The sequence below is a fragment of the Streptomyces sp. NPDC006687 genome (assembly GCF_040636215.1).
Taxonomy (GTDB): domain Bacteria; phylum Actinomycetota; class Actinomycetes; order Streptomycetales; family Streptomycetaceae; genus Streptomyces.
Genome location: NZ_JBEYJJ010000019.1, coordinates 59,262 through 81,626 on the forward strand (window position 1 = coordinate 59,262; position 22,365 = coordinate 81,626).

A 22,365-nucleotide genomic window follows, 5' to 3' on the forward strand; every position below is an offset into this window, starting at 1 on the left:
TGTAGGACTCGACGCGGGGATCCCTGCGCACAGGAGACCGCGCGACAGCGCAATGCAAGCGCCCTACGGGGCGGACGTGGCCGTTCGACTGGAGAGCAACGTGTCCGGGCGCATCGAGGATTACGCACTGATCGGGGACATGCAGACCGCGGCGCTGGTCTGCAGGGACGGGGCGGTGGACTGGCTGTGCCTGCCACGCTTCGACTCCCACGCTGTCTTCGCGAGCCTTCTGGGCACCGATGAACACGGCTTCTGGCGCATCGGCCCCGCCTTCCCCGCGGGACAGGAGCCGCCACGGGCGGCCCGCCGCCGCTACCGCGGTGACTCGCTGGTGCTGGAGTCGGAGTGGGACACCCCGCGCGGGACCGTCCGCGTCATCGACTTCATGCCGCCCCGCGAGGGGCACGCACCGCAGCTCATCCGCATCGTCGAGGGCGTCAGCGGCCGCGTGCCGATGCGCTCGGCCCTGCGGATGCGCTTCAGCTACGGGCGGGTCGTGCCCTGGGTGCACAAGGTGGAGGGGCGCACGGTGGCCGTCGCGGGCCCCGACTCCGTCTGGCTCGACGCCGACGCGGACACCTACGGCAAGGACCTGACGACCTACTCCGACTTCACCGTCGCCCCGGGCGACCGGGTGGCCTTCACGATCAGCTGGCAGCCCTCGCACCTGGGCGCCCCGCAGGCCCCGGACGCCGAGGCGGCCCTGGAGGCCACGTCCGAGTTCTGGCGCGAGTGGGTCGACCTCTGCACGTACCACGGGCCCTACCGGGAAGCGGTGATCCGCTCCCTGATCACCCTCAAGGCCCTCACCTACGCCCCCACGGGCGGGATCGTCGCCGCGCCGACCACCTCCCTGCCGGAGGAGATCGGCGGGGTCCGCAACTGGGACTACCGCTACACCTGGCTGCGCGACGCCGCCATCACCCTCTCCTCGCTCCTGCGCACCGGCTACCGCGGCGAGGCCGCCGCCTGGCGGGACTGGCTGCTGCGCGCGGTCGCCGGCGACCCGGAGAACCTCCAGATCATGTACGGGATCGCCGGTGAGCGGGAGCTCGGCGAGACGGAGCTCGACTGGCTGCCGGGCTACGAGAACTCCTCCCCCGTGCGCGTCGGCAACGGCGCCGCCCACCAGCTCCAGCTCGACGTGTACGGCGAGGTCACCGAGGCCCTGCACCTGGGCCACATGACGGGACTGGCCCGCAACGACTACGCCTCGGTGCTCCAGCTGAAGCTGATCCGCTACCTGGAGACCCACTGGAACGAGCCGGACGAGGGCATCTGGGAGGTGCGCGGACCGCGCCGCCACTTCGTGCACTCGAAGGTGATGGCCTGGGTGGCGGTGGACCGCACGATCAAGCTGATCGAGAGCGGGGACGCGGACGGCCCGCTGGAGCGCTGGCGCGAGATGCGCGACCGGATCCACGCGGACGTGTGCGAGAAGGGCTACGACCCCGAGCGCAACACCTTCACCCAGTCCTACGGCTCCCAGGAGCTGGACGCCTCGCTGCTGCTGATCCCGCAGATGGGCTTCCTGCCGCCCGACGACAAGCGGGTCATCGGCACCATCGAGGCCATCCAGCGGGAGCTGTCGACCCCGGACGGGTTCATCCTGCGCTACCCGACGGCCGGCGAGGAGGCCGGCGTCGACGGGCTGGAGGGGGACGAGGGCGCCTTCCTCGCCTGCTCCTTCTGGATGGCCGACGACCTGGCGATGATCGGCCGGGTCGACGAGGCCCGCCGGCTCTTCGAGAAGCTGCTGTCGCTCCGCAACGACCTGGGGCTGCTGGCGGAGGAGTGGGACCCCAAGCTCCAGCGGCAGGTGGGCAACTTCCCGCAGGCGTTCAGCCACGTCCCGCTGATCGACACCGCGCTGCGGCTGACGGCGAGCGGGGCGTACGGGGGCTGACGGAACCGGGTGCCCGGGCGGCGGCCATGGGGGCGGCCGCCTAACCTGGAGGGGTCCCATGCCCTTCTGGGGAAAGGAGGGGCAGCCATGGCTCCCCTCTCGAAGGCGGGCACGGCGCTTGCCGCGCTCCGCGAGGACCTGGCGGGCGAGGTCTTCGCCCCGGAGGACCCCGGGTACGACGAGGCCCGCACCGTCTTCAACGCGATGGCCGACCGCAGGCCCGCGGTGATCGCCCAGTGCGAGAGCGTGCCGGACGTGGTCACGGCGGTGCGCTTCGCCCGGGACCTGGACCTGCCGGTGGCGGTGCGCGGCGGCGGGCACAGCGTGGCCGGGATGTCCCTGAACGACGGCGGGGTGGTCGTGGACCTGCGCCGGATGCACGAGGTCACCGTCCATCCGGCGGCGAAGGCCGTCCAGGTCGCGGGCGGGGCGACGATGAGCCACCTGGACCGGGCCTGCGAACCGTACGCGCTGGCCACCACCGGCGGCCGGGCCTCCACCACCGGCGTCGGCGGCTACGTCCTCGGCGGGGGCACGGGATGGCTGGACCGGACGTTCGGCCTGGCGGTGGACAACCTGCTGGGGGTGGAGCTCGTCACCGCCCAGGGCGAGCTGCTGGACGTCACGGCCGAGGACCACCCCGAGCTGTTCTGGGGGCTGCACGGCGGCGGCGGGAACTTCGGCATCGCCACCTCGCTGACGCTGCGGCTGCACGAGCTGCCCGCGCTGTCCATCGCGCTGGTCTTCTACCTGCCCGAGCGCGGGCCCGAGGTGATCCGCGCCTTCCGCGACGTCATCGAGTCCGGCCCGGACGAGGCCGGCGGCGGCGCCCTCTACGTGACCGGGCCGCCCGCGCCGTTCCTCCCGCCGCACCTGGTCGGCCGGCTGCTGGCCGGGGCCCTGCTGACGTACGCGGGGCCGGAGGGCGAACTGCGCAAGCTGGCCGACCCGCTGCTGGGGATCCCGCACGAGGCGCAGGTCGTGACGGCCATCCCGTACACCGAGCTCCAGTGCATGCTCGACGATCCGCCGGGCCTGCGGAACTACTGGTCGGCGGAGTACCTGACCGGCGCGCCCGACCCGTTCGTGGACGCGTTCTGCGCCCTGGCCGGCTCGATGCCGGTGCCGACCGGCACCCAGCACGTGCTGTGGCCGCAGGGCGGGGCGGTCGCCGCGGGCGGCGCGGACTACCCGGTGCCGTTCCGGGACGCGCCCTGGGCGGTGCACCCGTTCGGGATGTGGGAGGACCCCGCCGACGACGAGCGCGTGGTGCGGTGGGTGCGGGACGTCCGCGACGGCGTCCAGCCGTGGTCCACCGGCGCGGTGTACCTGAACTTCACCGGCGACGAGGGCGCGGACCGGGTGGTGGCGGGGCTGGGCGCCGACAACATGCGGAGGCTGGCGCGGCTGAAGCGGCAGTACGACCCGGACAACGTCTTCCGCTTCAACCACAACATCCCGCCGGTGTGAGGCCGGCGCCCGCCCGGCTCCGCGGGGGCTAGGTGAGGGCGGCGATCACCTCGCGGGCCGCGCGTGCGCCCTCGGTGGCGCCGCCCTCCATGAAGCCCTGGAAGTCGTAGCTGCAGTGCTCGCCCGCCAGGTGGACGTTGCCCTGCGCGGTGCCCTCGTACTTGGCGTAGCGGTGCAGGTAGCCGGTGGGCCAGTACGAGTAGGCGCCCAGGGAGTACGGGTTGCGGTGCCAGGCGGAGAGCTGGGCGCGGCCCGTCCAGACCGCCTTGGTGCCGGGGAAGAAGACGTCGACGCCGGTCAGGACGCGGGAGGCCAGGTCGCGGACGTAGGGATCGGACTCGGTGGCGAAGGGGCTGCCCGGGGTGAGCGCCCCGGCCAGGGAGCCGCCGCCGTACTGGAGCAGGATGCCCCCGTTGCCGGGCTGGACCTTGGTGGTGTCCCAGGTCTGCTGGACGGCGGAGTCGGTGAAGCAGTCGCCGGCGGAGACCCCGGGCCAGGGACCGGTGCCGCGCCAGGGGCGAGCGGTGAACTGCATGTTGAGCTTGGTGCAGTAGCCCATCCGGGCGTCGCGCAGCAGGTTGCGCATGAGCGGGTCGAAGCCGGCCTGCGAGGTGTCGAGTCGCTGGAGGACCGGCAGGGGCACGCACAGGACCGTGTGGTCGGCGGTGACGGTGCGCACCGCGCCGGAGTCGTCGAAGGTGAGGGTCTGGGTGCCGTCGGCGTTGGCGCGGACGGCGACCAGCGACCTGCCCATGACCAGCGTGCCGGGGTTCAGGGCGGCGGCGATGGCGTGCGGGAGGCGGTCGTTGCCGCCGGTGATGTGGTAGCGCTCGTTGGACAGGCCCCAGACGTTGAAGTTGCCGGGGTTGGGCTGGTAGCCCATCAGCAGGACCAGGGCCAGGGCGGACTGCGCCTGGGTGTCGGCGCCGTATTCGACGGCGTAGGCGACGTCCATGAACTGGCCGAGCCGGGAGGTGTGTCCGCCGGGGACGCGGGTCTCGATCCACTCGTAGAGGGTCATCTCGTCGAGGGCGGTGCCGGCGGGGGTGGTGGAGTTCCAGGAGACCTCGCCGGCTTCCTGGAGGTCGCGGTGGAGGGCCTGGTAGACGGCCTTGAAGTCCTCGTCGGCCTGGGTGCGGGAGTAGTAGGCGCCGTCGAAGTGGAGGACTTCCTCGGCTCCGTTGGGGCCTCCGCCGAGGAAGTCCTCCAGGGGCAGGCCGAAGCGGCGGCAGAGCTCCTGGATCTTCTTGTGGCTGGTGTCGATGAGCTCGCCGCCGATCTCGGAGGTCTGCCCGTACGCCCAGTGCTCGCGCTGGGTCCACATGCGGCCGCCGACCCGGTCCGGGTTGGCCTCGTAGAGGGTGCAGGGGATGCCGGCGTCCTGGAGGGTGAGGGCGGCGGTCAGGCCGGAGATCCCGGCGCCCACGACGGCGACGCGGGCGGGGCCGGAGGGTCTCTTGGCGGGGGCGGGCGCCGGGGCGGCGTGGGCGACGGCGGAGGAGGCGAGGGCGGTGCCGAGGCCGAGGGCGGCGGCCCGGCCGAGGAGTTCGCGGCGGGTGGAGCCGCGGACCTCGGCGACGGGCAGCCGCAGCCGCCGGGCGGCGGCGTGGTCGGCGGCGATCCGGTGCAGGGCGTGCATGAGCGGTGTGCGGGGCATGGCGGTGCCTCTCAGACGGTCGCGGCGGTCGGGTCGGTGTGGGTGGTGGGGGCCGTCTCGTCGGGGCGTTCCGCCGCGTCCTCCAGGACGATGCGGCCGATGATCTCGTAGCGTTCCGGGGCCTTGTACTTGAGCCAGAAGCCCAGGCCCAGGCCGCCGAGGAAGACGGCGCCGACGATCCAGGGGATCAGCTTGAAGAAGAGGGAGTCGGCGGCGGCTCCGGCCGCGGTCTGCATGTTGAGCACCAGCAGGACCACGACGGCGGTCATCCCGATCCCGCCGAGCAGCGGGGCGGTGAAGGTACGCAGCCAGTGCCGGTCCTCGGGGTGGTTCTTGCGGAAGTAGCCGATGACGGCGAAGGAGCACAGGGTCTGGACGATGAGGATCGCCATCGTGCCGAGGATCGCGAGCAGGGTGTAGAGGTGCAGGTAGGGGTCCTGGCCGCTGAGCCAGAACCCGGCGACCAGGGCGGTGGCGATGACGGTCTGCACGACGGAGGACAGGTACGGGGAGCCGTGCCGGGGGTGGGTGCGGCCGAGGGCGGGGTGCAGGAAGCCCTCGCGGCCGATGGCGTAGAGGTAGCGGGCGGCGCACTGGTGGAAGGCCATGCCGCAGGCGAAGGAGCCGGTGAGCAGCAGCCACTGGAAGGCGTCGACGGCCCAGGCGCCGATGAACTGGTGGGCGGGGGCGAAGAACAGGTCCAGGGGGCTGGCGGAGGCGGACAGCTCCACCGACTTCGCCAGGCCGTTGCCGGCGATGGTCATCCAGGAGACGTAGATGTAGAAGAGGCCGACGCCGACGACGGAGACGAGGGTGGCCCGGGGGATGACGCGCTTGGGGTCGCGGGACTCCTCCCCGTACATGGCGGTGGACTCGAAGCCGACCCAGGACCAGAAGGCGAAGAAGAGGCCGAGCCCGGCGGAGGTGCCGGTGAAGGCGTTCTTCGGGTTGACCGGCTCGACGGGGATCCCGTCGGGGCCGCCGCCGGCGAGCAGCACGGCCGTGGCCACCGCGAAGAGGACGGCGATCTCCGCGACGAGCATCACTCCGAGGGCCTTGGCGGTCAGGTTGATGTCGAAGTGGGCGAGGACGGCGGTGACGGCGAGCATCGCGGCCGCGTACAGGATCCAGGGCAGGTCGACGCCGAGCTGGTCGTGGACGGTGGTCTTGGCGAAGTAGGAGAAGACGCCGACGATGGAGGCTTCGAAGACGATGTAGGCGAGGACGGCGAGCATCCCGGAGGCCATGCCGGCGATCCGGCCGAGGCCGTGGGAGATGTACCCGTAGAAGGCGCCGGCGGCGGTGATCCGCTTGGCCATCGCGACGTAGCCGACGGAGAAGACGGTCAGGACGAGGGTGGCGAAGAGGTAGCCGGCGGGTGCGCCGGTGCCGTTGCCGAAGCCGACGGCGATGGGGAGGTTGCCGGTCATCGCGGTGATCGGCGCGGCGGTCGCGACGGCCATGAAGACGACGCCGACGAGGCCGACGGAGTTGGCCTTGAGACGCTGGACGGGGGGTGTGCCTCCGGGGGCGCCCTGGGATTCCGGGGAGGCGGGCGGAGGCGGGGCGGTGGGTCGGGTCATGGGGGTGTGCCTCGTTCCTGTCGGTGCCTGAGCGAGGCCGCCACTCTCCACCCGGGTGACGCACGCCACAATTGGCACGCAGTCCGATAATCTTTCGGCAGGGGCGACGAGTTGTCGGTCGGAGAAGGGGACATGCCGGACTACGTAACCACCCGGTGATGTCCTCGGAACACGTCGGCCGGTAGCGTCCCGCGATATGGACAACCAGGGCGGGATCACCGTTCAGCGGGCACTGGAGCTGCCCGGACTGCGCAGCGGGCTGCCGGAGGTGGTGGCCTGCGCCGACCGCCTCGGCCGGACCGTGCGCTGGGTGCACGCGGGCGAGGTGCCCAACATCGCGTCGCTGCTCAAGGGCGGCGAGCTGCTGCTGACCACCGGGCTGGGGCTGGGCACCCGCCCCGCCGAACAGCGGGCCTTCGTACGGCGCCTCGCGGACCGCGGGATCGCCGCGCTGGTCGTGGAGCTCGGCCCGCGTTTCACCCGGCTGCCGGCCACACTGGTGGAGACCGCCCGCACGGCCGGGCTGCCGCTGGTCCAGCTGCACCGGGAAGTCCCCTTCGTGACGGTGACGGAGGAGATCCACACCGAGATCGTCAACCACCACTACGCCCTGCTCCAGCGGGCCGAGGAGGTCCACCGGCGGTGTACGGAGGCCCTGTTGGGCGGCGGCGGGATCCCGCAGGTGCTGCGCATCCTGGCCGACTTCACCGCCAACCCGGTCTTCCTGGAGACCCCGGACGGCCAACTCCTGTACGCGGCCGGGCCGGTGGCCGGCGAGGCGGCGGCGGACCCGCTCCAGGTGTGGGAGGGGCTGCGGGGCCAGCGGGCGGCCGAGCCCCCGGCGAACGCGGTGGTGGTCGACGTGCCCGGCGGCGGCCACGGCACGGGCTCGGTACGGGCCCGGGTGGTGCTGGTCGGGGTGTCGGCGCCGCTGCTGCCGGTGCACCGGATGGCGGCCGAGCGGACGGCCGGGGTGCTGGCGGTGGTGCTGATGCAGGCCCGTCAGGAGGAGGAGCTGGCCGCGCGCGGCCGGGGCGACTTCCTGACGGACCTCGCGGAGGGGCGGATCACCGCCGAGGACGCCCCGGCGCAGGCGAGGGTGCTGGGCTTCCGCCCGGGGTCGGGGCCGCTGCTGCCGCTGGTGATGCGGCTGTCCTCGGACCTGGTCCCGGCCGGGAACTGGTCGGTGCTGGCCCGGGCGGTGCAGGAGGAGCTGTCCTCGGTCGGGGTCCCGGTGCTGCTGGGCGTCCGGCCGGTGGAGGGACGGGTGCCGCTGCTGGTGTCGCTGCGGGCGGAGTCGGAACGTACGGCGGTCGCCGACCGGGTCGCGGCGGCGCTGCGGGCCGGGGTGGACCGGGCGGGGCTGGACCGGCCGGGGGCGCCGCCGGTGGTGGTGGCCGGGGTCTCGGGCAACTGGGCGGCCGCCTCCGCCGGGCTGCGGCACGCCGCGGAGACGGCCACCGCCGCCCTCGGCCTGCCGGCCCGGCCCTGGTACGACGCGCGCCGCCTGGACATCGACCTGCTGCTGTGGCGGCTGCGGGAGCACCCGGACCTGGCGGCGTTCGTGGACCGGGCGATCGGGGCGCTGCGCACCCACGACGCCACGTCCCGGCCGCCGCTGCTGCCGACGCTGGAGACGTACCTGGCCCACGCGGGCCGCAAGGCGGAGACGGCCCGCGAGCTGCACCTGAACCGCCAGACCCTGTACAACCGCCTGGCCCGCATCTCGGAACTCCTGGGCGCGGACCTGGACGACCCGGAAACGGTCCTGTCCTTGAGCCTGGCCCTCCGGGCGAGGAGGCACGCTTCGGCGTCTTGATGCGGTGGGGCGGGGGCGCGGGCCCGCTATCTCCCCCTCGACCGTTTTCCCCCGGGCGGCAGCTGCCCACCCGCCTCCCCGGGTGCGGGACGGGGGTGGGGGGGGCGGGAGCCCGCCGGGCGGCGGTGGACGACTGGGCGGGGCCAGGCGCGACAGATCGCCACGCGCTTCTCTCGGCTCGGCGGCCGGCGGCCGGCGGCCGTCTGGGGGTGCTGGCTGCACGAAACGCCGAACAGAGCAGCGTCCGGGGGCGGGGGCGCAGCAGATCGCTACGTGCTGCTCCCGGGTCGGCGGCCGCAGGCCGTCTGGGGGCACTGGCTTGCAGGGGCTCAGGGGCGGTGGCGGGACATCAGTTCGTCGTAGACCGAGAGGATCTGGGCCACCGTGTCGTCCTCCGTCGGCCAGGTCGCCGCCTGGGCGCGGCCGGCGAGGGCGAGGGCGGCGCGGCGGTCCGGGGTGGCCAGGAGGGTGGTCACCGCGTCGGCCAGGGCGGCGGGGTCGCCGTACGGGACCAGCACCGCGGCGTCGCCGACGAGTTCCGGGATGCCGCCGACCTCCGTCGCCACCAGGGCGACCCCCGCCCGCAGGGCCTCCTGCGCCAGCAGGGAGCGGCCCTCCCAGCGGCTGGGGAGGACGGCGACGTCCGCGGCGGCCAGCAGGCGGTCGGCGTCGCGGCGGCGGCCCAGGAGGCGGACCGGGAGGTCCTCCTCGCGGATGCGGCGGGCGAGTTCGGGCCGCAGCGGCCCCTCCCCCGCGATCACCAGCAGCGGCGCCGGCTCCAGCACCCGCCACGCACGCGCCGCGTCCAGCAGGACGGAGTACCCGCGCCCGGCGACCAGGCTGCCGACGGCGATGACCAGCGGGCGTTCCACCACGCCCAGTTCCGCCCGGGTCTTGCCCGCGTCGGGTACCGCAGGCAGCCCCGGTACGGCGACCGCGGCGAGGCGGGCGTCCCGGGCTCCCCGGCGGCGTGCGAGGTCCACCTGGTCGGAGGAGGAGCCGAGCACCACCGCCGCGGCCCGCGCCACGTGCCGCTCCAGCAGGCGGCCCAGCCCCCCGAGGGGCCCCGCGTCCGGTGCGCTGCCGTGCCAGGTGACCACCAGCGGCGCCCGCCGGCCCCGGCCCCGCAGCGCCAGCGCGGCCCGCATCCCGGCGCGGACGCCGTGCGCGTGGACCACGTCGGCCCCCGCGCAGGCGGCCCGCAGGGCGCTCGCCGCGTCGGGGGTGAACTCCGCTCCGGCGCCGGTGAAGTCGTACTCCCCCTCGGCCGCGACGGGGGCGCACACGGTCACCCGTACCCCGCGCGCCGCGAGCCCCGTGGTGAGGGAGCGGACGTGCGCGCTGCTGCCCGCGCCCGCGCCGCCGAGGACCTGGACGGCGCGCAGCGCGGGCCGCCCGTACGGCAGGGCGGGCGGCGGCGGGGAAACCGGGGAGCTGCTCACGGGCGGTAGCTCCAGGGTGAGGAGTCAGAGACGTCGCCCAGGATGCCAGCCCGCACGCGCGTTCCGGGACCATACGGGTGCGGATCCGGTGTGCGATACCGCCGCGCGCCCCCCAGCCTCACCCACACGGGTGAACGCCGGCGGTCTCTCAGCCGTCCGCCCGGGCCGCCGCCAGCAGTTCCTCGGCGTGGGCGCGGGCCGTCTGGGAGTCCTCCTGGCCGGCCAGCATCCGCGACAGTTCCCGGATCCGGTCCTCGCCCTCCAGCACGGTGACACCCGACCGGGTGACCGATCCGTCGACGGTCTTCTCGACCAGCAGCTGCCGGTCCGCGAAGGCGGCCACCTGTGGCAGGTGGGTGACGACGACGACCTGGGCGGACTTCGCCAGCTTGGCCAGCCGCCGCCCGATCTCGACCGCCGCCTTGCCGCCGACGCCCGCGTCGACCTCGTCGAAGAGGTACGTGGGGACGGGGGTGGTGCCGGCGAAGACGACCTCGACGGCCAGCATGACCCGGGAGAGCTCGCCGCCGGAGGCGCCCTTGGCGATCGGCCGGGGCTGGGCTCCGGGGTGCGGGGCGAGCAGCAGCTCGACCTCGTCGGCGCCCGTGGGCCCGTAGGCCACGGGGCGGCCGCCCACCTCGACCCCGTCGGGGGCCTCGGTCTGGCGGATCTCGATGGTGACCCGCGCGTGCGGCATGGCCAGGGAGGCCAGCTCGGCGGTGACCGCGGAGGCGAACCGCTCGGCGGCCTCGGTACGGGCGTCGGTCAGGGCCTGGGCCAGCTGCGAGAGCTCGGCGAGCAGCGCGTCGCGCTCGGCGGTCAGTTCCCCGATCCGGTCGTCGTCGCCTTCGAGCTCCAGCAGCCGCGCCGAGCCCGTGCGGGCCCACTCCAGGACGGAGTCGACGGAGTCCCCGTACTTGCGGGTCAGCTGGGTCAGCGCCGCCCGCCGCTCCTCGACGGCGGCCAGCCGCAGCGGGTCGGCGTCCAGGTCACCGGCGTACCCGGCCAGCTCGCCGGCCACGTCGCCGAGCAGGATGCCCAGTTCCGCGATCCGGTCCGCGAGCGCGCCGAGCACCGGATCGTGGGCGCGTACGGATTCCAGGGCGCGGTGCGCTCCGGCGACGAGGGTGTTGGCGTCCACGCCCTCGGGGTCCTCGACGTCGCCCGCGAGGGCGGCGTGCGCGGCCTGCGCGGCGGAGGCCAGGGCCTCGGCGTGCCCGAGCCGTTCGGCCTCGGCCGCCAGCTCCGCGTCCTCGCCGGGCAGGGGTTCGACGGCGGCGACCTCGTCCAGGCCGAAGCGCAGCAGGTCGGCTTCCTGGGCCCGTTCCCGGGCGCGGGTGGTGATCGTGTCGAGTTCGGCGGCGACGGCCCGCAGCCGCCGGTAGGCACCGGCGTACTTCTCCAGCGGGACGGCGACGGCGTCCCCGGCGTACCGGTCGAGGGCCTGGCGCTGGCGGGCGGGCCGCAGCAGGCCCTGCTGGTCGGTCTGCCCGTGGACGGCGACCAGGTCGTCGGCGAGCTCGGAGAGCAGGCCGACGGGGACCGAGCGGCCGCCGACGTGGGCGCGCGAGCGACCCTCGGCGGACACGGTCCGGCTGATCAGCAGGGCGCCGTCGTCGAGCTCGGCCCCCGCCTCCTCGGCCCGTACGGCGGCGGCCGCGTCCGGGCGCAGGACGACCCGGCCCTCGACCACCGCCGCCTTGGCCCCGATCCGTACCAGGGCGGGGTCCGCCCGGCCGCCGAGCAGCAGCCCGAGGCTGGTGACGACCATGGTCTTGCCCGCGCCGGTCTCACCGGTCACCGCGGTGAAACCGGGCGACAGCTCGACCACCGCGTCGTCGATGACCCCGAGTGACCGTATCCGCATCTCCTCAAGCACGGGACGACCATACCGAGGTTTCGCGGGTGCCATGTGACCTCACCCGCCCGGAGTCTTCCGAACGGGTGTTCTCATAAGGCGTCCGCGGCGGCCCTCAGTGCGGTGCGCCACGCCAACCCGACACCGGCAGCGCGAACTTCGCCACCAGCCGGTCGGTGAAGGACGCGTGGTGCAGCCGGGCGAGCCGCACCGGCACCGTGCCGCGGCGGACCTCCACCCGCGCCCCGGCGGGCAGCTCCAGCATCCGCCGGCCGTCGCACCACAGCGCCCCGTGCGGGGTCCCCGTCTGCACCTCCACCGCCAGCACCGAGTCCGGCGAGGTGACCAGCGGCTTCGCGAACAGGGCGTGCGCGCTGATCGGCACCATCAGCAGCGCCTCCACCTCCGGCCACACCACCGGACCGCCCGCGGAGAAGGCGTACGCCGTCGAGCCGGTCGGCGTCGCGCAGACGATGCCGTCGCAGCCGAAGCCGGTCACCGGGCGCCCGTCGATCTCCAGAACCACCTCCAGCATCCGCTCGGCGGACACCTTCTGCACGGCCGCCTCGTTCAGCGCCCAGTCCCGGTGGACCACGTCACCGTTGGTCCGTACGAGGACGTCGAGGGTCATCCGCTCCTCGACCTCGTACGCCCGGCGCACCACCCGGTCCACGACCCGGTCGAGGTCGTCGCGCTCGGCCTCGGCGAGGAAGCCCACCCGGCCCAGGTTGACGCCCAGCATCGGCACCCCCGACCCGCGCGCGAACTCCGCCCCGCGCAGCAGGGTCCCGTCCCCGCCCAGCACGATCAGCAGCTCGCACCCGGCCAGCACCTCGGGCGTGCACTCCCCGACGAGCTCCACCTCGGGCGGCAGCGGCAGGTCCCGCGCCTCCTGCTCCAGGACCCGCACCCCCAGCCCGGACTTCAGCAGCCCGAGCACCACCAGCTCGGCGCTGCGTATGGCCGCGGGCCGGCCGGTGTGGGCGACGAGGAACACGGTGCGCGGCCCCTCCGGACCCGCCGCCCCCACGGCACCCGCTGACGCTGAAGATGACGCTGACGAATCTGTCACTGAGGCCCCTCCGCCACTGCACGGTCGACATCCCCCGGGTCGAGTGCCGGTGCCCCCGCCCGAAGCCACAGAAAGTACTCGACGTTCCCCGACGGCCCCGGCAGCGGACTCGCGGTGACCCCCAGCACGCCCAGGCCCAGCTTCCACGCCTGCGCGGCGACCTCCCGCACGGCCTCGGCCCGCAGCTCGGGGCTGCGCACCACACCGCCGCTGCCGAGCCGCTCCTTGCCCACCTCGAACTGCGGCTTGACCATCAGCACCAGATCGGCGCCCGGGGCCGTGCACCGCACCAGGGCGGGCAGCACCAGGCCGATGGAGATGAAGGACAGGTCGCCGACGACGAGGTCCACCGGGACGCCGTCGATCAGTTCGACGGTCAGCTCGCGCACGTTGGTGCGGTCCTTGACGGTCACCCGCTCGTCGCTCTGCAGCGACCAGGCCAGCTGCCCGTAGCCGACGTCCACGGCGACGACGTGGGCCACGCCCGCGCGCAGCAGCACATCGGTGAACCCGCCGGTCGAGGCACCCGCGTCGAGCGCCCGGCGGCCCTCGACGGCCAGCCCCAGGGGCCGGAAGGCGGCGAGCGCGCCGGCCAGCTTGTGGCCGCCCCGCGAGACGTAGTCGGGGTCGCTGTCGTCCTTGAGGACGACGAGGGCCGCGCTGGTCTCCACCTGGGTGGCCGGCTTGGTCGCGGTGGTGCCGCCCACGGTCACCCGGCCCGCGGCGATCAGCTGGGCCGCGTGTTCCCGCGAGCGGGCCATGCTGCGGCGTACCAGTTCGGCGTCCAGGCGGCGACGCGCCACTCCTGCCACGTTCGGTTCAGCTCCTGTTTTCGTACGGTGCGGGGACGGGGTGTGCGTCCAGCGCGGTCAGCGCCTCGCGCAGTCCCCGGTGTACATCCTCGTACACCTCGGCGTGCCCGTCCGCCGTCAGGTGGTCCGCGTCCGCGAGCCGTTCCAGGTGCGCGTCCACCCCGGGGTGGCCGGTGGGGGTGCGTACGAGGCCCAGCGGGGCGGGCCCGGCGGGCTCCCCGGCCCCGGCGCCGGGCTCCGTCACCGGCTCCTGGGGGAGGTCCGGAACGCTGCCGGACTCGTCGTCGGTCATGCCCTGACGCTACCCCGAAGCACCCCGGCCGCGGCGCGCGGCTCTGCGGTACGGTCGGAGCACCATGGCTACCATCCAGGAGTGCCGCGCCGCACTCGACCGACTCTCCGACAACCTCGCCGGGGCCGACGGCGAGGTGCGCGGCGCCGCCGCCCTCGACCGGTCCCTGAGCTGCCACATCACCGACCTCGACGTGACCTTCACCGGGCGCCTCGACGGCGGCCGGATCCGGGTGGACTCCCTCACCCCCGGCCCGCCCCGCGACAAGGCCGAGATCCGCCTGGCGATGTCGGGGGACGATCTGCTCGCGCTGGTCGACGGGCGGCTGAAGTTCGCCAAGGCGTGGGCCTCGGGCCGGGTCCGCCTGGAGGCCGGCTTCCGCGACCTCCTGCGCCTCAAGAGCCTGCTCTAGAGGCGCCGCCCCGCCCTGGGGAAAGCGCCGCCGTACGGGCCCTGCGGGCGGCCGGGACCACCAGCGGCGTCCCCGTCTCCGGGTCGTCGATGACCCGGCAGGGCACCCCGAACACCTCCTCCACCAGAGCGGCGGTGACCACCTCGGCCGGGGGTCCCTCGGCGACCACGACCCCGCCGCGCAGGGCGATCAGGTGCGTGGCGTAACGGGCCGCCTGGTTGAGGTCGTGCAGCACCGCCACCAGGGTCCGCCCCTGCTCCTCGTGGAGCTGGGCGCACAGGTCCAGGACCTCCAGCTGGTGCTGGATGTCCAGGTAGGTGGTCGGTTCGTCCAGCAGCAGCAACGGCGTCTGCTGGGCCAGCGCCATCGCGATCCACACCCGCTGGCGCTGCCCGCCCGACAGCTCGTCCACGGCCCGGTCGGCCAGTTCGGCCACCCCGGTGGAGGCCATCGACTCCAGCACGATCCGCTCGTCCCGCGCCGACCACTGCCGCAGCAGCCCCTGGTGCGGGTACCGGCCGCGGGCGACCAGATCGGCGACGGTGATCCCGTCGGGCGCGACCGAGGACTGCGGGAGCAGCCCCAGCGTCCGGGCCACCTGCTTGGCGGGCGTGGAGGTGATGGCCCGCCCGTCCAGCAGCACCTGCCCGGCGGTGGGCCTGAGCATCCGCGCCAGGGCCCGCAGCAGGGTGGACTTGCCGCAGGCGTTGGGTCCGACGATGACGGTGAACGAATGGTCGGGGATCTCCACCGAAAGGTTCTCGGCGATGACCCGCTGGTCGTAGCCGAGGGTGACGTTCTGCGCGGTCAGCCGCTGCACCTGAGTACTCCTCGTATCCGTCATATCCGGCCCGCCCTGCGCTCCATGACGAGCAGCCAGAGCAGGTACACCCCGCCGACCAGCCCGGTGACCACGCCCACCGGCAGCTGGTCCGCGCCGAAGGCCCGCTGCGAGGCCAGGTCGGAGGCCAGCAGCAGGACGCTGCCCATCAGCGCCCCGGTCAGCAGGTTCGACCCGGGCGAGCGGGTCAGCCGCCGGGCCAGCTGCGGCGCGGCCAGCGCCACGAAGCTGATCGGCCCGGCCGCCGCCGCGGCCGCCGTGGTCAGCAGCACCGCCGCCAGCATGAGCAGCATCCGCGTCCGCTCCACCGGGACGCCCAGGGCGTACGCGGCGTCGTCGCCCATCTCGATCACCCGCAGGGCCCGGCTCTGCCCGAGGACCAGCGGGAACAGCACCGCGCAGGTGATCAGCAGCGGCCACACCTGCGCCCAGTCCCGCCCGGCCAGCGACCCGGTCAGCCAGACCATCGCCCGGGTCGCCTCGACGAGCTCGGCCTTGGCGATCAGGTACTGGATGACGGCGACGAGCACGGCCGAGGCCCCGATGCCGACCAGCACCAGCCGGTAGCCGTGGATGCCCTTCTTGTACGCCAGGAGGTACACCACGGCCCCCGTCAGCACACCGCCGGCGACCGCGCCCAGCGCGACCTCGGCCGCCCCGCCCTTGAACAGGGTGATGACGACGAGGGCGCCGACCGCCGAGCCGTAGCCGAATCCGAGCAGGTCGGGCGAGCCGAGCGGATTGCGCGAGACGGACTGGAAGACCGCCCCGGACATCCCGAGGGCCGCGCCGACCAGGATCGCGACCAGGACCCGCGGCAGCCGCAGGTCGTTGACGATGAAGTCGTCGGCGGGGGTGCCGTCGCCGAGCAGGGTCCGTACGACGTCCCCGGGCGCGATGGCGAAGTCGCCGGTGCCGATGAGGACGACGGCCAGGACCAGCGTCGCGGCGAGCAGCAGCAGCCCGGCGAGCAGGGCGCGCGGCTCGACGCGCAGCGAGGTGGCGGCCGGGCCGCGCAGGGGGCGCGGCCGGGCGGCCTTGCGGTTCCGCAGGTCGCTCACAGCTGGGCCATCCTCGTGCGCCGGACCAGGAAGATGAAGACGGGGCCGCCGATGAGGGCGGTGACGATGCCGGCCTGGAGCTCGCCGGGGCGGGTGACGACCCGTCCGATCACATCGGCGCCGAGCAGCAGCACGGGCGACAGGACGGCCGAGTACGCGAGCACCCAGCGCATGTCGGGCCCGGTGACCAGACGCGCGAGGTGCGGAACCATCAGCCCCACGAAGACGATCGGCCCGCAGGCGGCCGTCGCGGCCCCGCACAGCAGGGTGATGGCCACCATGGCGGCGATCCGGGTCCGCGTCAGGTGCGCGCCCAGCGCCCGGGCGGTGTCGTCGCCCATGGCCAGCGCGTTGAGCGGCCGGCCCAGCGCCAGCGCCAGCAGGGCGCCGGCCAGCAGGAAGGGGGCGACCTGGCGGACGGTGTCCATGGTGGCCGAGGCCAGTGAACCCACCGTCCAGAAGCGGAGCTTGCCCAGGGCCTGGCTGTCCAGCAGCTGGACGGCGTTGATGTAGCCGACGAGCGCGGCGCTGGCCGCCGTACCGGCGAGCGCGAGGCGCACGGGGGTGGCGCTGCGGCTGCCGCCGAGCACGTAGACGACGACGGAGACGACCGCGGCGCCGAGGAAGGCCCACCAGACGTACTCGCTCAGCGTGCTCGCCCCGAGGAAGCTGATGGCGGAGACCACGGCGGCCGCGGCGCCGGCGTTGACGCCGAGGATGCCGGGCTCGGCCAGCGGGTTGCGGGTCAGGGCCTGCATCACCGCGCCGGACAGGCCGAGTCCGAGCCCGGCCATCACCCCCAGGACGGTCCGCGGGACCCGCAGGTCCCGTACGACCACGTCGTTGGTGGTGCCGCTGTAGTGGAACAGGCCGTGCCAGACGTCCCCGAGGGGCATGGCCTTGGCGCCGACGGCAATGCTCGCCACCAGCACCACGGCCAGGACGGCGAGGGCGATCAGCAGTCCGGCGGTGCGTCTGCCGTGGCCGGGACGGGCCACGGCGGGCGGCGGCGCGTACCGCTCTGTTTCGGGGGGACTCTCAGCCAACACGAAAGTTAGGTTAGCCTACCCTGCGCCTGGATTGATCCCCGAACAGCTGACCGCCCCGCTCCTCACAGCCCCAGCGCGGCCAGCGCCTTGTCCACGTCATGGCCGTAGACCCCGTCCCGGGCCTGCGACCACGCCGCCGCGCACAACGCCCGCAGCCCGTCGAGCGGATCGGCCTTCCCCTCCGTCTCCGCGAGCCGGGTCAGCTCCAGCCCCGAGCCCGCGTGCGCCGCGCTCCAGCCGCCGCACCGCCACGCCCCCTGGCGCGGCTCCGGCTCCGGCTGCCCGGTCAGCAGCCCGCGCAGGTCCCGGTCCACATAGGTGGGCCGGTGCCGGGGCTCGGCCCGCAGCAGCTGCTCCGCGTCGGTCACCCCGGTCAGCACCAGCAGGGAGTCCACCTCCCCGTTGAACGCGCCCTCGATATCGGTGTCCAGCCGGTCCCCGACGACCAGCGGCCGCTCGGCGCCGGTCCGCAGCACCGTCTCCCGGTGCATCGGCGGCAGCGGCTTCCCGGCCACCTGCGGATCCGCACCCGTCGCGATCCGGACGACCTCCACGGCCGCCCCGTTGCCGGGGGCGATCCCGCGCGCGCCCGGGATCGTCAGGTCCGTGTTCGACGCGTACCAGGGCACCCCGCGGTTGATCGCGTACGCGGCCTCCGCGAAACGCCCCCACGCCAGGTCGGGCCCGCCGTAGCCCTGCACCACCGCCGCGAGCCCCTCCTCGTCGGCGGACTCCACCGGCACCAGCCCGCGCTCGCGCAGCGCGACCCGCAGCCCATCCCCGCCGATCACCAGCACCTTCGACCCCGGCTCCACCTGCTCCGCGATCAGCCGCGCCACCGCCTGTGCCGAGGTGATCACCTCAGCCGCCTCGGTCGGGATCCCCAGCTCGCCCAGGTGCTCCGCGACCGCCTCCGGGGTCCGCAGCGCGTTGTTGGTGACGTACGCCAGGTGCATCCCGCCTTCCCGGGCCGCGGCCAGGGACTCCACCGCGTGCGCGATGGCGTGCCCGCCCGCGTACACCACCCCGTCCAGGTCCAGCAGGGCCGTGTCGTACGCCTGGTGCAGACTCCGCTCACTGCCCGCGGGACTGGTCCTGCTCTGCCGGGTCATCTGGCCGCTCCTCAATAACCGTTCTCAAAACGCTCAGGACTCTTGAGCCGCTTCACTTCTTACGATCGAGCTTGTCCGAGTTTGCACTAGGCCGCCGCTCCCCCGCCCATCCCGTATCCCGAGACGGGTCTTACCATGCAGCAATGACCACACCTGGCAACGCGGAGCACGGGCTGCGCCTGACCCCCTTCCATGGACTGCGATACGTCCCGGAACGCGTCGGCAGCCTCTCGGCGGTGACCTCGCCGCCGTACGACGTGGTCGTACGACCCGACGGAGTCGACTACCTCGAATCCGCCGACCCGCACAACATCGTCCGGCTCATCCTGCCCCAGGCCGACACCCCCGCGGCACGCAACGAGCAGGCCGCCCGGACCCTGAGCGACTGGCTCGCCCAGGGCATCCTCAGCGCCGACCCGCAGCCCGCGCTCTACGTCTACGAGCAGCGCAAGCCGGGTCTCGTGCAACGCGGCATCATCGGCGCCCTCGCCCTGTCCGGCCGCGACGCCGGCATCGTCCTGCCCCACGAGGACGTGATGCCGGACGTGGTCACCGACCGCGCCGGTCTGATGCGCGCCACCTCCGCCAATCTCGAACCCCTCCTCCTCACCTACCGTGGCGACGGCCCGGGCGCCGGCGCGGACGCGGTCGTCGAGGCCACCACGGGCCGCGAGCCGCTGCTGTCCACGGTCACCGAGGACGGGTTCCGCCACCGCCTCTGGGCCGTCACCGACCCCGCCGAACTGGCCGTCGTCACCGCCGACCTGGCCCGCCACCAGGCCCTCATCGCCGACGGCCACCACCGCTGGGCCACGTACCTGCGCCTCCAGGAGGAGCACGGCTCGCCGACCCCCTGGGACTTCGGCCTCGTCCTCCTCGTGGACACCGCCCGCTACCCGCTCCAGGTCCGCGCCATCCACCGGATGCTGCGCCGCCTGCCCCTCGCCGAGGCCCTGGCCACGGCCGCGGGTTCCTTCCGGGTGCGCCCGGTGGACGGCCCGCTGCCGCTGGCCCTGGAGGCCCTCGCGGACGCCTCGGAACGCGGCAACGCCTTCCTCCTCGCCGGTGACGGCACCTTCCACCTGGTCACCGACCCGGATCCGGAGCTGATCGAGCGCACCGTCCGCCACGACCGCCCCGAGGCGTGGCGCCGGCTGGACGCGACCGTGCTGCACGCCTCCCTGCTGGACACCCTGTGGCAGGTCCCGGACGCCCCGGACCACATCGCGTACATCCACGATGCGGCGGCCACCGTCGCGATGGCCGAACGCCACGGCGGCACGGCCGTACTGCTGCACCCCGTCCGCGAGGAGGTCGTCCGCGACCTGGCCCGCCAGGGCGTGACGATGCCCCGCAAGTCCACCTCCTTCGGCCCGAAGCCGGCCACCGGCCTGGTCCTGCGCAGCGTGGGCTGACCACTCCTCCCCGGACATGCGAAAGGGCGGCACCCCCGAGGGGGCGCCGCCCTTTCGCGTCACGGCATCAGGTCCGGTCAGGTCCTGTCGCGGGTCTGCCGCTCGTCGTCCTCGACCAGCACGATCTCGTCGGTGACGTCCACGTCGGCGTCCGGACCGTCGACGGGCTCGTACTCCTCGTCGTCCTCGTCGTAGTACTCGGTCTGGTCGGCGGCGCGCTCGGCGGCGGCCACCTCGGCCGAGTCCGCCTCGTCCTCGTCGTCGAAGTCCTCGACGTCCGCGTCGTCCTCCAGCACGGCGGCGTCCACGAACTCCACGCCGTCGATCTCGGCGAGACGGTCGGAGGCGTCCGTGGCCCCGTCCTTGTCGGCCTCGAGGGTCTTGGCGAACCACTCGCGCGCCTCGTCCTCACGGCCGGCGGCCAGGAGGGCGTCCGCGTAGGCGTACCGCAGACGGGCGGTCCAGGGCTGCACGGAGTTGGAGGCCAGCTCCGGGCTCTGGAGGGTCACGATGGCGGCGTCGAGCTCACCCATGTCCCGACGGGCACCGGCGGCGACGAGACGCATCTCGACCTGTCCGGCCTTGTCCAGCTTCTGCACCTCGGGCTCGCCGGCCATGGCCAGCGCCCGCTCGGGACGGCCGAGGCCGCGCTCGCAGTCGGCCATGACGGGCCACAGCTCGACGGAACCGGTCATGCGCTTGGCGGCACGGAACTCGGCGAGCGCCTCGCTGTACTTCTGCGTCGCGTACGCGGCGAAGCCGGCGGCCTCACGCACGGCGGCGACGCGGGAGGCCAGCCGCAGGGCGATGCGGGCGTACGCGTACGCCTGCTCGGGGTCGTCGTCGATCAGCCGGGCGACCATGACGAGGTTGCGCGAGACCTCCTCGGCCAGGCCCTTGGGCAGGCTCAGGAGCTCCTGGCGGACATCGGCGTCGATCTCGTGGCCGGTGACGTCGTCGTCGATCGGAAGCCGCTTGACCGGGTCCCGGTCGCGGTCGGCACGGAACTCCCGGCCGCCGCCACGCTCGTCACGGCCACCACGGAAACCACCGCGGTCATCGCGGCCGCCACGGAAGCCACCACGCTCACCGCCCCGGTCATCCCGGCGCGGGTACGACGGACGGTCCCCGCCACGGTCGCCCCGGTCATCACGGCGCGGGTACGACGGACGCTCGCCACCACGGTCGCCCCGGTCGTCACGACGGGGGTACGAGGGGCGGTCGCCGCCACGGTCGTCACGACCGCCACGGAACCCACCGCGCTCGTCATCACGACGCGGGTAGGAGGGGCGGCCGCCACGGTCGTCATCCCGGCGCTGGTACGACGGACGCTCGCCACCGCGGTCGTCACGACGCGGGTAGGAGGGGCGGTCGCCGCCACGGTCGTCACGACCGCCACGGAACCCACCACGCTCGTCATCACGACGCTGGTACGACGGACGGCCGCCACGGTCGTCATCCCGGCGCGGGTAGGACGGACGATCACCCCGGTCATCACGACGGAAGGACGGACGGTCCCCGCCACGGTCATCACGACGCGGGTAGGACGGACGGTCGCCACGGTCATCGCGACGGAAGGACGGACGGTCCCCGCCACGGTCGTCACGACGCGGGTAGGAGGGGCGGTCGCCGCCACGGTCGTCACGACCGCCACGGAACCCACCACGGTCGTCATCACGACGCTGGTACGACGGACGCTCGCCACCGCGGTCATCACGACGCGGGTACGAGGGACGGTCACCCCGGTCGTCACGACGGAAGGACGGACGGTCCCCGCCACGGTCGTCACGACGCGGGTAGGAGGGGCGGTCACCGCCACGGTCGTCTCGACCACCACGGAACCCACCACGCTCGTCATCACGACGCGGGGAGAACGGACGGTCGCCACCGCGGTCGTCACGACGCGGGTAGGACGGACGGTCGCCGCCGCGGTCGTCACGGCGGAAGCCGCCACCGGCGGGACGACCACCACGGTCGTCTTCACGACGCGGGAACGACGGACGGTCCCCGCCACGGTCATCACGGCGGAAGCCGCCACCGGCGGGACGACCACCACGGTCGTCCTCTCGACGCGGGTACGACGGACGCTCGCCACCGCGGTCGTCACGGCGGAAGCCACCGCCGGCAGGACGGCCACCGCTCGCGGGACGGCCGCCACGGTCGTCACGGCGGAAGCCGCCACCGGCGGGGCGACCACCACTGCGGTCGTCGCGGCGGAAGCCGCCACGGTCACCGCCACGGTCGTCACGGCCCCCGCGGTAGCCGCCCCTGTCACCGCCGTCGTTGCGACGAGGCTCGCGCTCCGGACGATCGTCGGGAGAGTTGGACATGGGTGTAGCTCCTGTCTTCGGGGTACCGCTAGTCATTCTCGCGCAACCAGCCCGTGGCCGCGCTTCGGCGTAAAAGAGGTGTAAAACAAAAGGACCCTTGGTCCTCAGCTGAACGCTGAGGACCAAGGGTCCTTTGAAAGATTGTTCGGCGGCGTCCTACTCTCCCACAGGGTCCCCCCTGCAGTACCATCGGCGCTGAAAGGCTTAGCTTCCGGGTTCGGAATGTAACCGGGC

17 protein-coding genes, 1 rRNA gene and 1 pseudogene are annotated in these 22,365 nt (G+C 73.9%); 5 read left to right on the forward strand and 14 right to left on the reverse strand.

Features of this window, described 5'->3' with window-relative positions:
- The first annotated feature begins 52 nt into the window (after window positions 1–52).
- Together ABZ716_RS21835 and ABZ716_RS21840 are read left to right on the forward strand one after the other, a co-directional pair.
- Window positions 53–1,906, forward strand: a complete 1,854-nt coding sequence (locus ABZ716_RS21835) for a glycoside hydrolase family 15 protein (RefSeq protein ID WP_358814586.1) — start codon at window positions 53–55, stop codon at window positions 1,904–1,906.
- Between the two features lie 87 nt (window positions 1,907–1,993).
- Window positions 1,994–3,376, forward strand: a complete 1,383-nt coding sequence (locus ABZ716_RS21840) for an FAD-binding oxidoreductase (RefSeq protein ID WP_358960962.1) — start codon at window positions 1,994–1,996, stop codon at window positions 3,374–3,376.
- A 28-nt stretch (window positions 3,377–3,404) separates the two neighbouring features.
- Here the strand turns inward: ABZ716_RS21840 and ABZ716_RS21845 are convergent, their stop codons facing one another.
- Window positions 3,405–5,033, reverse strand: a complete 1,629-nt coding sequence (locus ABZ716_RS21845; protein WP_358814588.1) for an NAD(P)/FAD-dependent oxidoreductase — start codon at window positions 5,031–5,033, stop codon at window positions 3,405–3,407.
- An 11-nt stretch (window positions 5,034–5,044) separates the two neighbouring features.
- Window positions 5,045–6,616, reverse strand: a complete 1,572-nt coding sequence (locus ABZ716_RS21850; RefSeq protein ID WP_358960964.1) for an APC family permease — start codon at window positions 6,614–6,616, stop codon at window positions 5,045–5,047.
- Between the two features lie 196 nt (window positions 6,617–6,812).
- Here ABZ716_RS21850 and ABZ716_RS21855 point away from each other — a divergent pair, with 196 nt between their 5' ends.
- Window positions 6,813–8,435: a PucR family transcriptional regulator gene (locus ABZ716_RS21855; RefSeq protein ID WP_358960966.1), complete on the forward strand. Its 1,623-nt coding sequence runs from the start codon at window positions 6,813–6,815 to the stop codon at window positions 8,433–8,435.
- A gap of 329 nt (window positions 8,436–8,764) precedes the next feature.
- On the opposite strand, the gene ABZ716_RS21860 is transcribed toward ABZ716_RS21855, so the two are convergent.
- The 5 genes from ABZ716_RS21860 to ABZ716_RS21880 all read right to left on the reverse strand — a co-directional run bounded on the left by ABZ716_RS21860 (window position 8,765) and on the right by ABZ716_RS21880 (window position 13,911).
- Window positions 8,765–9,877: a glycosyltransferase family 4 protein gene (locus ABZ716_RS21860; protein WP_358814590.1), complete on the reverse strand. Its 1,113-nt coding sequence runs from the start codon at window positions 9,875–9,877 to the stop codon at window positions 8,765–8,767.
- Window positions 9,878–10,025: 148 nt separating this feature from the next.
- Window positions 10,026–11,744, reverse strand: coding sequence for a DNA repair protein RecN (gene recN / locus ABZ716_RS21865; protein ID WP_355973415.1), 1,719 nt, complete (start codon window positions 11,742–11,744; stop codon window positions 10,026–10,028).
- Between the two features lie 106 nt (window positions 11,745–11,850).
- The gene (locus ABZ716_RS21870; protein ID WP_351886030.1) at window positions 11,851–12,765 is read right to left on the reverse strand and encodes an NAD kinase; all 915 of its coding nucleotides are present in this window, start codon (window positions 12,763–12,765) and stop codon (window positions 11,851–11,853) included.
- Between the two features lie 38 nt (window positions 12,766–12,803).
- Window positions 12,804–13,619: a TlyA family RNA methyltransferase gene (locus tag ABZ716_RS21875; RefSeq protein WP_351886033.1), complete on the reverse strand. Its 816-nt coding sequence runs from the start codon at window positions 13,617–13,619 to the stop codon at window positions 12,804–12,806.
- 7 nt (window positions 13,620–13,626) lie between these two features.
- Window positions 13,627–13,911: a hypothetical protein gene (locus ABZ716_RS21880; protein WP_358814592.1), complete on the reverse strand. Its 285-nt coding sequence runs from the start codon at window positions 13,909–13,911 to the stop codon at window positions 13,627–13,629.
- Between the two features lie 64 nt (window positions 13,912–13,975).
- Between ABZ716_RS21880 and ABZ716_RS21885 the strand changes: the two genes are divergently transcribed.
- Complete coding sequence (locus tag ABZ716_RS21885; protein ID WP_358814593.1) at window positions 13,976–14,323, forward strand: SCP2 sterol-binding domain-containing protein; 348 nt, start codon at window positions 13,976–13,978, stop codon at window positions 14,321–14,323.
- Here the strand turns inward: ABZ716_RS21885 and ABZ716_RS21890 are convergent.
- From ABZ716_RS21890 to ABZ716_RS21905, 4 genes are all read right to left on the reverse strand, one after another.
- Window positions 14,307–15,167 (reverse strand): ABC transporter ATP-binding protein, encoded by an 861-nt coding sequence (locus tag ABZ716_RS21890; RefSeq protein WP_358960970.1) that lies wholly within the window; start codon window positions 15,165–15,167, stop codon window positions 14,307–14,309. The genes ABZ716_RS21885 and ABZ716_RS21890 overlap by 17 nt on opposite strands.
- A complete protein-coding gene (locus ABZ716_RS21895) occupies window positions 15,164–16,216 on the reverse strand; it encodes an iron chelate uptake ABC transporter family permease subunit (RefSeq protein ID WP_358960983.1) in 1,053 nt (350 codons plus the stop codon). The genes ABZ716_RS21890 and ABZ716_RS21895 overlap by 4 nt, the downstream gene beginning before the upstream one ends.
- Window positions 16,217–16,221: 5 nt before the next feature.
- Window positions 16,222–17,223, reverse strand: coding sequence for an iron chelate uptake ABC transporter family permease subunit (locus ABZ716_RS21900; RefSeq protein ID WP_358814598.1), 1,002 nt, complete (start codon window positions 17,221–17,223; stop codon window positions 16,222–16,224).
- A 113-nt stretch (window positions 17,224–17,336) separates the two neighbouring features.
- A complete protein-coding gene (locus ABZ716_RS21905) occupies window positions 17,337–18,386 on the reverse strand; it encodes an HAD-IIA family hydrolase (protein ID WP_358960973.1) in 1,050 nt (349 codons plus the stop codon).
- A gap of 143 nt (window positions 18,387–18,529) precedes the next feature.
- Here ABZ716_RS21905 and ABZ716_RS21910 point away from each other — a divergent pair, with 143 nt between their 5' ends.
- The gene (locus ABZ716_RS21910) at window positions 18,530–19,801 is read left to right on the forward strand and encodes a DUF1015 domain-containing protein (RefSeq protein ID WP_358960976.1); all 1,272 of its coding nucleotides are present in this window, start codon (window positions 18,530–18,532) and stop codon (window positions 19,799–19,801) included.
- 77 nt (window positions 19,802–19,878) lie between these two features.
- Here ABZ716_RS21910 and ABZ716_RS21915 read toward each other — a convergent pair whose 3' ends face one another.
- From ABZ716_RS21915 to rrf, 3 genes and pseudogenes are all read right to left on the reverse strand, one after another.
- Entirely contained in the window at window positions 19,879–20,712 is an 834-nt protein-coding gene (locus ABZ716_RS21915) for a hypothetical protein (RefSeq protein ID WP_358960986.1), read from the reverse strand.
- 747 nt (window positions 20,713–21,459) lie between these two features.
- Window positions 21,460–22,092 (reverse strand): annotated as a pseudogene (locus tag ABZ716_RS21920) (hypothetical protein); the annotation flags it as partial.
- 182 nt (window positions 22,093–22,274) lie between these two features.
- Window positions 22,275–22,365: ribosomal RNA gene (gene rrf / locus ABZ716_RS21925) — 5S ribosomal RNA — on the reverse strand; the annotation flags it as partial.

Excerpts from the sequence above, each read along its gene's own strand:
- ABZ716_RS21880 (WP_358814592.1), bottom strand. The coding sequence starts at position 13,911 with ATGACCGACGACGAGTCCGGCAGCGTTCCGGACCTCCCCCAGGAGCCG.
- ABZ716_RS21885 (WP_358814593.1), top strand. The coding sequence starts at position 13,976 with ATGGCTACCATCCAGGAGTGCCGCGCCGCACTCGACCGACTCTCCGAC.
- ABZ716_RS21850 (WP_358960964.1), bottom strand. The coding sequence starts at position 6,616 with ATGACCCGACCCACCGCCCCGCCTCCGCCCGCCTCCCCGGAATCCCAG.
- ABZ716_RS21835 (WP_358814586.1), top strand. The coding sequence starts at position 53 with ATGCAAGCGCCCTACGGGGCGGACGTGGCCGTTCGACTGGAGAGCAAC.
- ABZ716_RS21855 (WP_358960966.1), top strand. The coding sequence starts at position 6,813 with ATGGACAACCAGGGCGGGATCACCGTTCAGCGGGCACTGGAGCTGCCC.
- ABZ716_RS21845 (WP_358814588.1), bottom strand. The coding sequence starts at position 5,033 with ATGCCCCGCACACCGCTCATGCACGCCCTGCACCGGATCGCCGCCGAC.
- ABZ716_RS21910 (WP_358960976.1), top strand. The coding sequence starts at position 18,530 with ATGACCACACCTGGCAACGCGGAGCACGGGCTGCGCCTGACCCCCTTC.
- recN (WP_355973415.1), bottom strand. The coding sequence starts at position 11,744 with ATGCGGATACGGTCACTCGGGGTCATCGACGACGCGGTGGTCGAGCTG.
- ABZ716_RS21905 (WP_358960973.1), bottom strand. The coding sequence starts at position 18,386 with ATGACCCGGCAGAGCAGGACCAGTCCCGCGGGCAGTGAGCGGAGTCTG.
- ABZ716_RS21890 (WP_358960970.1), bottom strand. The coding sequence starts at position 15,167 with ATGACGGATACGAGGAGTACTCAGGTGCAGCGGCTGACCGCGCAGAAC.
- ABZ716_RS21840 (WP_358960962.1), top strand. The coding sequence starts at position 1,994 with ATGGCTCCCCTCTCGAAGGCGGGCACGGCGCTTGCCGCGCTCCGCGAG.